General features: G+C 72.7%; 7 protein-coding genes, 1 tRNA gene and 1 pseudogene. 4 read left to right on the forward strand and 5 right to left on the reverse strand.

Going from position 1 to position 8,911, the window contains the following annotated elements; genetic code table 11:
• The 3 genes and pseudogenes from ACFWP5_RS50400 to ACFWP5_RS50410 form a co-directional block, all read left to right on the forward strand.
• Positions 1 to 402 (forward strand): annotated as a pseudogene (locus ACFWP5_RS50400) (hypothetical protein); the annotation flags it as partial.
• A 258-nt stretch (positions 403 to 660) separates the two neighbouring features.
• Positions 661 to 1,278, forward strand: a complete 618-nt coding sequence (locus ACFWP5_RS50405; RefSeq protein WP_384173502.1) for a response regulator — start codon at positions 661 to 663, stop codon at positions 1,276 to 1,278.
• Positions 1,279 to 1,301: 23 nt separating this feature from the next.
• Positions 1,302 to 1,374, forward strand: a tRNA-Gly gene (locus ACFWP5_RS50410).
• A 59-nt stretch (positions 1,375 to 1,433) separates the two neighbouring features.
• On the opposite strand, the gene ACFWP5_RS50415 is transcribed toward ACFWP5_RS50410, so the two are convergent.
• The 5 genes from ACFWP5_RS50415 to ACFWP5_RS50435 form a co-directional block, all read right to left on the reverse strand.
• Complete coding sequence (locus tag ACFWP5_RS50415; RefSeq protein ID WP_384173505.1) at positions 1,434 to 2,333, reverse strand: phosphoribosylaminoimidazolesuccinocarboxamide synthase; 900 nt, start codon at positions 2,331 to 2,333, stop codon at positions 1,434 to 1,436.
• 90 nt (positions 2,334 to 2,423) lie between these two features.
• Entirely contained in the window at positions 2,424 to 3,926 is a 1,503-nt protein-coding gene (locus ACFWP5_RS50420) for a N,N-dimethylformamidase beta subunit family domain-containing protein (RefSeq protein ID WP_384173508.1), read from the reverse strand.
• Between the two features lie 211 nt (positions 3,927 to 4,137).
• Positions 4,138 to 6,147, reverse strand: coding sequence for a hypothetical protein (locus tag ACFWP5_RS50425; protein ID WP_384173517.1), 2,010 nt, complete (start codon positions 6,145 to 6,147; stop codon positions 4,138 to 4,140).
• Between the two features lie 447 nt (positions 6,148 to 6,594).
• Positions 6,595 to 7,848 (reverse strand): phosphoribosylamine--glycine ligase, encoded by a 1,254-nt coding sequence (gene purD / locus ACFWP5_RS50430; RefSeq protein WP_384173511.1) that lies wholly within the window; start codon positions 7,846 to 7,848, stop codon positions 6,595 to 6,597.
• Between the two features lie 251 nt (positions 7,849 to 8,099).
• Entirely contained in the window at positions 8,100 to 8,744 is a 645-nt protein-coding gene (locus ACFWP5_RS50435; RefSeq protein WP_384173514.1) for a hypothetical protein, read from the reverse strand.
• 20 nt (positions 8,745 to 8,764) lie between these two features.
• Here ACFWP5_RS50435 and ACFWP5_RS50440 point away from each other — a divergent pair.
• Positions 8,765 to 8,911, forward strand: a 147-nt coding sequence (locus tag ACFWP5_RS50440; protein ID WP_384173520.1) for a DUF5134 domain-containing protein, incomplete at its 3' end; no start/stop codon positions are given.

Consider the following 8,911-nt stretch of genomic DNA (forward strand, 5'->3'; position numbering starts at 1 on the left):
GTGGGGGTGCGGGTGGCGGAGGGGCGGGTTGTGCTCACCGTGGAGAACGACGGGGTCAAGGTGGGCGACGGGGGTGGGGGGTCGGGGCTGGTGGGGCTGACTGAGGGGAACGACGGGGTCGAGGTTGGCGACGGCGGCGGGGAGTCGCCGGGGCCGACGACGGAGAACGACGAGGCCGAGGTGATCGAGGGCGGGGGCCGGCCGGGGCTGACTGCGCAGAACCACGGGGCCAAGGTGGGCGACGGCAGTGGCGGGTCGGGGCTGGTGGGGCTGCGGGAGCGGCTGACTGCGGTCGGCGGGGAGTTGGAGGCGGGGGCTGTGGACGGCGACCGGTTCCGGGTGGTGGCCACGGTGCCGCTGCCTGCGGCTACGGGGGCGGCGACGGGGGGCGCGGCCTCATGAACGCGCTGCGCGCCGTACGTGCGCTGGTCGCTGGGAGCCGGGCACCTGCCCTACGGGGAAGTAGCGGGTCGGGGCTGGTGGGATTGCGGAAGCGGCTTACCGCGGTGGGCGGGGAACTGGAGGCGGGGACCGTGGGCGAGGACCGAGTCAGAGGGGTGGCGACCGTGCCGCTGCCCACGGTGACGGGGGTTGTTGCCTCATGACCGTTCGCCCCGCCCACCCCGTCCGCCCACTGCCCGCCCTGACCAGGAGCACCCCATGACCGCCCCCGTCGTAAGACTGCTGCTCGCCGATGACGAGCACCTCATCCGGGGTGCGCTCGCCGCGTTGCTCGGGCTGGAGGACGACCTCGTGGTGGTGGCCGAGGCGGCTACCGGGCCCGAGGCGCTCGCCATGGCTCGGGCGCATGAGCCGGATGTGGCTGTGCTGGATCTTCAGATGCCGGGGGCGGACGGTGTGAAGGTGGCCACATCGTTGCGGACCGAGTTGCCCGGGTGTCGGGTGTTGATCGTGACCGGCCACGGGCGGCCCGGGCATCTCAAGCGGGCGCTTGCCGCCGGAGTGCGGGGGTTCGTGCCAAAGACCGTCAGCGCGCAGCGGCTCGCGGAGATCATTCGTACGGTGCATGCCGGGAACCGTTATGTCGACCCCGAGTTGGCCGCCGACGCGATCTCCGCCGGGGATTCACCGCTGACCGCGCGCGAGGCCGAGGTGCTGGAACTGGCCGCCGACGGGGCGCCGGTCGCGGAGATCGCCGAACGGGCCGCGCTCTCGCAGGGCACCGTACGGAACTATCTCTCCTCCGCCGTCTCGAAACTCGGGGCCGAGAACCGTCATGCGGCAGTGCGTCTCGCACGCGAGCGAGGTTGGGTATAGTTGCTCTCGCGCCACGGCGCAGCGCGGACGTAGCTCAGTTGGTAGAGCGCAACCTTGCCAAGGTTGAGGTCGCCAGTTCGAACCTGGTCGTCCGCTCAAAGTGAAAACCCCGGTCCGGGTGGACCGGGGTTTTTTCGTGCGCCGGGATTCCGGGGCTAGCTCCAGCTCAGGCCCGTCAGGCGCTCGTACGCCTCGATGTACTTCCCGCGCGTCGCGTCCACGACCTGCTGCGGCAGCGGCGGCGGAGGCTGCTCGCTCTTGCGGTCCCAGCCCGACTCGGCCGACGTGAGCCAGTCGCGCACGAACTGCTTGTCGTACGACGGCTGCGCGCGCCCCGGCTCCCACGTCTCGGCCGGCCAGAAGCGGGACGAGTCCGGGGTGAGGACCTCGTCGGCGGCGATCAGCGTCTCGCCGTCGAAGCCGAACTCGAACTTCGTGTCCGCGAGGATGATGCCCCGGTCACGCGCGATGTCCCGGGCGCGGCCGTACACCGCGAGGGTCGCCTGGCGCAGCTGCGCGGCGGTGTCCGCGCCGACCTGACGGGCGACCTCCTCGTACGACACGTTCTCGTCGTGCTCCCCTACGGCGGCCTTGGTGGCCGGGGTGAAGATCGGCGCGGGGAGTTCGCTGCCGTCGACCAGGCCCTCGGGGAGGGCTAGGCCGCAGACCGTGCGCGTCTCGTTGTACTCGACCAGGCCCGAGCCGGTCAGGTAGCCGCGGGCCACGCACTCCACCGGGACCATCTGGAGGGACTTGCAGATAAGGGTGCGGCCCGCCCAGTCGGCGGGGGCGCCGGGCGGGAGTTCGGTGCCGAGGACGTGGTTGGGGATCAGGTCGGCCAGCTGGTCGAACCACCAGAGGGAGAGCTGGGTAAGGACGCGGCCCTTGTCGGGGATCTCGGTGGGCAGCACCCAGTCGTACGCGGACATGCGGTCGCTGGCGACCATCACCAGGTCGCCGGCCTCGTTCTGGTACAGCTCGCGCACCTTGCCGGTGTGGAGGTGCGTCAGGCCCGGGACCTGGAGCGGCTCGGGCTTTTCTACGAATCCGGACACGGTTCCTCCAGTGGGTCTCTCCAACTGGCTCGATTGTCCCGTATGTGTGACCGGCCTCCGGACAGGGGGCGTCGACCTGGTACGTGACGGTCAGTCGTGCTTGCAGATGCGGTCCAGGAGGTTGGCCGTGGCGCGCTGGACCCGGGCGTCCACGTGGCCGGGGCGGTCCAGGGCCGGTGACCAGGCGAAGGTGCCGGAGGCGAAGACGAGAGCGCCGGACGGCGCCCGGTACAGGGACGTCTCCTGGTGGCGCAGCGCGCCCTCACCGTCCGCGTACGGGGAGTGGGCGAGGAGGATGCGCTCCTCGTGCTGGGGGAGCTGGGTGCGCGGGAAGTACCGGTCGGCCTCGCCCGCGACCAGGCCCTCGATCGAGTCGCCCTCGCCCGCGCCGGTCGCCTCCCACAGCCAGTGGTCGGCGTTGCGGACGATTAAGGGGTGCGGCTCGGGCACACGGCCCGCGTACTGGATCCCGACCAACTGCTGCTCGGGGCGGTCGACTTCGCGCCACAGCACCGGTTTGCCCGGGCCCCGGCGTTTGCGGCAGGTGAGCAGGCGGTCGGGGACGCCGGACGGGGAGGGCCCCAACTCCACTTGCCAGTACATGGTGTTGGCGGAGAGGAAGACGAGGGACGTGCCGTGGTCGCGGGCGCGTTCGACGGTACGGCGCATCTGTGTCGACCAGTACTCGTCGTGGCCCGGGAAGACCAACCCCCGGTAGCGGGTGGGGTCTACGCGGCCGGAGTGCAGGTCGCGGGCGTCGGCGTAGGCGAGGTCGTAGCCGTAGCGCTCGGCCCAGCGGATGAAGTCGTAGGCGTGGCCCACATGGAGGGGCAGGCCCGCGCCCGCGTACGGGCGGTCGAAGGAGACCGTCGTCGCGGCCTCGGACTCGCCGAGCAGCCGGCCGTCGCCGTCCCAGGCGTGGTAGAGGCTCGCGCCGGTGTGGCCGTCCTCCGGGTAGAGGTTGTAGGCCTGCCAGGTGATGTCGGGCAGGAGGAGGAGCAGGTCGGCGGGGTGGCTGTCGCGGACCGTGAACGGGATGTGGGAGCGGTAGCCGTCGGCGGTGGTGAGGACGGCCACGTACGCGCCGACGTTCCAGTAGCTCGGGATCTGCAGTCGCCAGGACAGCCACCAGTGGTGGCAGGAGACCGTGCGGTCGGCGGTGAGCGGCGGGGGCTGCACGATGCCCGAGAGCCGGGGGCTGGTGGTGATCTTGGCGGCGCCGTCACCGCCGTAGTGGCCGATGCGGTAGACGTCCACGGCGAACTCCTGGGGCGGGTCGACCGTGACATGGAAGTCGAGCGCCTCGCCGGGTGCGACCGCGCTCGCGGAGGTGAACCCCTTGATCTGGCGGCGGACGTCGTCGGCGGAGCGCGGGCCGCCGCCCCCGGACGCGCGCGGGGCGGGGAGTCTGGGGGCGTTCCTGCCGGGGGCGTGGGCCGGGGTCGGGTCCATGTACCAGGGGACGACGTGGCCGGTGTCGTCGAAGTAGGTCTCGCTGCCCCGGAGCCAGGGGACGGGGCCCTGCCCGAAGGGGTCCGTGACGGCGTGCGCCAGCGCTCCGGACTCCCAGCGGCGGATCTGCTCCGACCCCATGGTCGCTCCCCTCCCTCGTGCCCCCGTGGTGGTTCTTCGTCCAACTGTCGTATGCCGTACGCCTTTGCCAGGTACGGGACGGCGCACGGGATCGGCCCCAGCACATCACATTAAGCACGCACTCTGTCACTGGTCGTTGCCAATTGACCGAAAGTGGAGCTTGGGGTTCCGATACGAATGGGTGGCGGGCGGGTGGCAGCGGGGCCCGATGTCAGACGAGTCGTACCGGCTTCTCGGGGCGTATGCCCAGGTCGATCAGCCAGGCCCGCAGCGGGGCGGGGTCGCCGTCCTCCACGAGGCTGAGCACCCTCGGGGCGAGATCGGCCGCTCTTTCGCCGTTGACGAGCAGGGTCGGGCCGTCGAGCCAGTCGAGGCCGGGCAGCGCGCCGGCGGTGTCCATCGCGGCGCAGCACACCATCGCCGTGACGTGATCGGCGAGCAACTCCCGCCCGGTGCGCGGGGGTTGGAGCGGGAAGAGGGGGAGCGCGGCGTCGTCCCAGAGCCCGGTGTCGGGGCCCTGCCCTGGCGGGGCCGAACTGGTCGGCGGGGTCGCCGCCTCCTCGCGCGCCAACTCCGCGGTGAGGCCTGCGGCGAGGGCCGCGCTGTGGGGGGAGCCGCCTTCGCCGAGCTCTTCTTCGTCGTCGGCGGCCATCGCCTTGTAGGGCTCCGGTTCCGGGTGGGGGTGCGCGTGGGGGTCCGGCTCCGGGTGCGGGTCCGACTCCAGCTCCAGCTCCAGCTCCAGCTCCAGCTCCGGTTTCGGCTCCGGTTTCGGCTCCGGGTGGGGGGCTGGGGCTTGCAGTTCTGTGGACCGGCCGCTGATGGTGGCGTCCGTCGCGTACGGATCAGCGACGTCGGCGACGTCAGCGGCATCGGTCTCCGCGTATCGGTCGTCCGTACGGCCGTCGGTCTCCCCGTACCGGTCGCCCGCCGCCGTCGTCGGGTCGGTCAGGTGGTCCACCACGCGGGCCAGGGTCGGGGCGTCGTGGTGGGGCGGGGTGGGATCGGGGGCGCGGCGGACGCCGAGGGTGTCCAGGACGCGGTGGAGGCGGGCCGCGTCGGTGCGCCATTTGCGGTCGACGACCTCCTCCGGGTACTCCTGCCAGCTCACCGGCGCCCAGTCGGGACCGGCCTCGGCGGGGCCGCCGTGGAAAAGGCGGGCGGCGAGGAGCGAGGTCGCCTCGTCGATCGTGCCGGGCTCTTCGAGCAGGTCACAGGCGGGGCGCTCGCCCAGGCGGGAGGCGAAGCCCTCGGCGGCCAGGCGGTCGCGGCGGGACAGCTCCGTGAGCGCCGCCACGACGCCCGCGTCCAGCCGGGAAGGCCAGCGGCCCATCCGCCACGCGGGCAGCGCGACCCGGGTGAGCAGCCGGTCCCAGCCCGCGTACGCCAGGCCCACCTGTTCCTGCGCGACGATCCGCAGGCCGTAGTCCACAGCCTGTGCACGCTCGGCGGCAGCTGCGGCCACACCCCGCTCCATCTCGGCCGCGTGCCCCCGGCAGCTGCGCAGCAGCAGCCGGGCGACCCAGCCGACACCGGCGAGCACCGAACGGAACAGCGGACCGCGCGGTGCCGAGGTCACGGCCACCGCCGCGTCCAGCCCCCGTACGAAACGGCGGGCCGCGGCTATGTCCGGGTGCGCGGAGGGACCCGTACCGGCGACGACCGGCGCGAGCACCGCGCGCAGCTCGCCCACCCGCATCCACCACAGGAACGGCGAGCCGATGACGAGGACGGGCGAGGCGGCCGTACGACGGGAACGCCCCGGGGTGAGGCCGCGTACGCCGGTGATCTCGTCGCGGTTCTCCTTCGGGGGCGGGCCGTGTGACGGGTGGGTGCGGTCCTCCAGCCAGCTGTCGCAGTCCGGGGTGAGCGCTATCGCGGACGGCGCGGGGACGTCGAGGCGGTCGGCGAGGTCGCGCACCATGCGGTACAGGTCGGGGGCCGACTCCTCGGCGATCGCGACCGTAGGACTCACGGCCGGACGGGACCGCGCGACGACCAGCGCGATGGCGCCGGCGGCGAGCAGCACGACGACCGCGGCCACGCCCATGATCCAGCGTGAGAGGTCCCAGCCCCGGCCCACGAGATGGCCGGTGGAACCCCCGGCGAGCAGGATCACCGCGACGGCGGCGGGCAACAGGGCGACGGCCAGCGCCCGGCTGCGGATACGCAGCACGGCCAAGGCCCTGGAACGCGCCGCCTGCGCGCCCGCCTCCACACCCATACCGGTCACGACCGGACCTCACCCCCTCCGTGCTGTCCCGCTCTGCTGGCGTTGCTCACTCCCCCACTGTGGCACCCGCCACTGACATCGCAATGCCGGTGGGCCAAGTGCCGGAACGCTTGCGCCGCACCATAGTTGGGGCCCCGTCCCCCGTCAGCCGGTTGGGCCATCGGTCACTCGATGGAATGGCTCAGGGGAAAGGTGGATGACGCAGGGCAAGGATCAGGCCCCGAATCGTGAGACGGATTCGGGGCCTGCCGGGTTCATCGGAGTCCGGTGATATCGGGTGTTTTCCCGCCGGTACCGGGCGGCACGGGGTGGTGTCGGACGGTTGTCCGCCCGCCGGTGCGGGGCGAAGTCGGGCGGTTGTCCGCCCGCCGGTGCCGGGTGGTGTCGGACGGTTGTCCACCCGCCGGTGCCGGGCGGTACCGGGCGGTTACTCGCCCGCTACTCGCCCGCCGCCGCCTTCGCCGCGATGTCCGTACGGTGCTGGGAGCCGTCGAGACGGACGCGGGCCACGGCCGCGTACGCGCGCTCGCGGGCCTGGGTGAGGTCCGCGCCGGTCGCCGTGACGGAGAGGACGCGGCCGCCCGCGCTGACGACGTCGTCGCCGTCGTACTTGGTCCCGGCGTGCAGCACGTACGCGTGCGGGGCGTCCTGCGCCGCGACCTCGTCGAGGCCGGTGATCGGGTCGCCGGTGCGCGGGGTGTCCGGGTAGTTGTGCGAGGCGATGACGACGGTGACCGCCGCGTCCTCGCTCCAGCGCAGGGGGGCCAGGTCGTCGAGGGTGCCGTTGGCCGAGGCGAGCAGGACACCGGCCAGCGGGGTCTTCAGGCGGGCCAGGACCACCTGGGTCTCCGGGTCGCCGAAGCGCGCGTTGAACTCAATGACCCGCACACCGCGCGACGTGATCGCGAGACCGGCGTAGAGGAGGCCGGAGAAGGGAGTCCCGCGGCGCCGCATCTCGTCGACGGTCGGCTGGAGGACGGATTGGAGTACTTCCTCGACCAGCTTCGGATCGGCCCACGGCAGCGGGGAGTACGCGCCCATGCCGCCGGTGTTCGGGCCCTCGTCGCCGTCCAGCGCGCGCTTGAAGTCCTGCGCGGGCTGCAGCGGTACGACGGTCACGCCGTCGGTGATCGCGAACAGGGAGACCTCGGGTCCGTCGAGGAACTCCTCGATGACCACGCGCTCGCAGGCGTTGGCGTGCGCCTTCGCCGCTTCGAGGTCAGCGGTGACGACGACGCCCTTGCCGGCGGCCAGTCCGTCGTCCTTCACGACGTACGGCGCACCGAAGGCGTCGAGAGCCTCGGCGACCTCTTCCGGGGTCGTACAGACGTACGAGCGGGCGGTGGGGACACCGGCCGCCGCCATCACTTCCTTGGCGAAGGCCTTGGAGCCCTCCAGCTGCGCGGCCTCCCCGGAGGGGCCGAAGACCGGGATACCCGCGTCGCGCACGGCGTCGGCGACCCCGGCGACGAGGGGTGCCTCCGGACCGACCACGACCAGCTCGGCACCGAGCGCTGTCGCCAGCGCGGTTACGGCAGCGCCGTCGAGGGGGTCGACCTGGTGCAGCTCGGCTACCTCGGCGATGCCGGCGTTGCCGGGAGCGCAGTGCAGTGCGGTGACGTCGGGGTCTAGGGACAGGGAACGGCAGAGGGCGTGTTCGCGGGCACCGGTACCGATGACGAGGACCTTCACGGGGGTCAGCCTAGGTCACGGTGAGGGTGAGGTTGGTCGGGGTGGGGGTTGGGGTGAGCGCGGGAGCGGAGTTGGGGGCGGGTCGGGGGTGGGGGGTTCGGGCTGGTTGCGGAGTGCGGGTGCGTGGGGACTGGTCGCGCCCGCGCGGCGGAGCCGCATAGCGACACAGCCCCGCGCACCTGAGGGCATCAGGGTGGGCGGCGGTGAGGGGGCGGCGGTGAGGTTGTCGCCGAAGTCGGAGTAGCCGACGGCTACTCGTTGGTGAACTCCTCCATCACCGTCGCTCCCAGCTCCCGCACGATCAGTTCGTGGCCGGAGAGGGCCGATTCGTCGAGGTCGGGGTCGTCGTCCTCGGCGGTGTCGTCCTCGGCGGACACGGTGCGACGGGCGGGGGCCGGGGAGGGGGCGGCAGGGGGTTGGTGCGATTGGGCGGGCGCCTGTGCCGAAGGCGAGTTCGTCGTGTTCGTGGGGGCGGGCGCGGAGGTGGGGGCGGCCTGGGGGGATGCCGGGCCGGAAGCGGGCGTAGCGGGGCCGGGGGCGCCGTAGCCACCGGACGCACCGCCGTAGCCACCCGCTGCGCCGCCACCGCCACCGCCGTATGAACCGCCCGGCTGCGGGGGCGGGGTGCCGCCGCCCGACGGGTCGACGACCGCGTCGATCTTCCACTGGACGTTGAACTGCTCGGACAGCGCCTGCTTCAGCACGTCCTCGCTGCCGCTGCTGTTGAAGTTGTCCCGCGCACCGGCGTTGACGAAGCCGATCTGGAGGGTCGTGCCGTCGAAACCGGTGACCTGCGCGTTCTGGCTGAGCAGGATCCAGGTGAAACGGCGGCGGTTCTTCACCACTTCCAGGATGTTCGGCCACATCTGCCGCACCTGGACGGCGCCCTGCGCCATGCTCGGCGCGCCCGGCGCGGGTGCGGAGGGCCCGGGCCCGGCGGCGGGGGCAGAAGGCGCGGTCGGGGTGGTCGGCGCGGAGGAGTCCGCACCATGTGCACCATCTGTTGGGCACCGCGGCCATGGTCTACATGGCGCTCGCGATGGCTGCCTCGCCCCCGCACCAC

Source organism: Streptomyces sp. NPDC058469, from assembly GCF_042721125.1.
Lineage (GTDB): Bacteria > Actinomycetota > Actinomycetes > Streptomycetales > Streptomycetaceae > Streptomyces.

Coding starts and splice junctions, on each gene's coding strand:
- ACFWP5_RS50420 (WP_384173508.1), bottom strand. CDS start 3,926: ATGGGGTCGGAGCAGATCCGCCGCTGGGAGTCCGGAGCGCTGGCGCAC.
- ACFWP5_RS50435 (WP_384173514.1), bottom strand. CDS start 8,744: ATGGCGCAGGGCGCCGTCCAGGTGCGGCAGATGTGGCCGAACATCCTG.
- ACFWP5_RS50405 (WP_384173502.1), top strand. CDS start 661: ATGACCGCCCCCGTCGTAAGACTGCTGCTCGCCGATGACGAGCACCTC.
- ACFWP5_RS50425 (WP_384173517.1), bottom strand. CDS start 6,147: ATGGGTGTGGAGGCGGGCGCGCAGGCGGCGCGTTCCAGGGCCTTGGCC.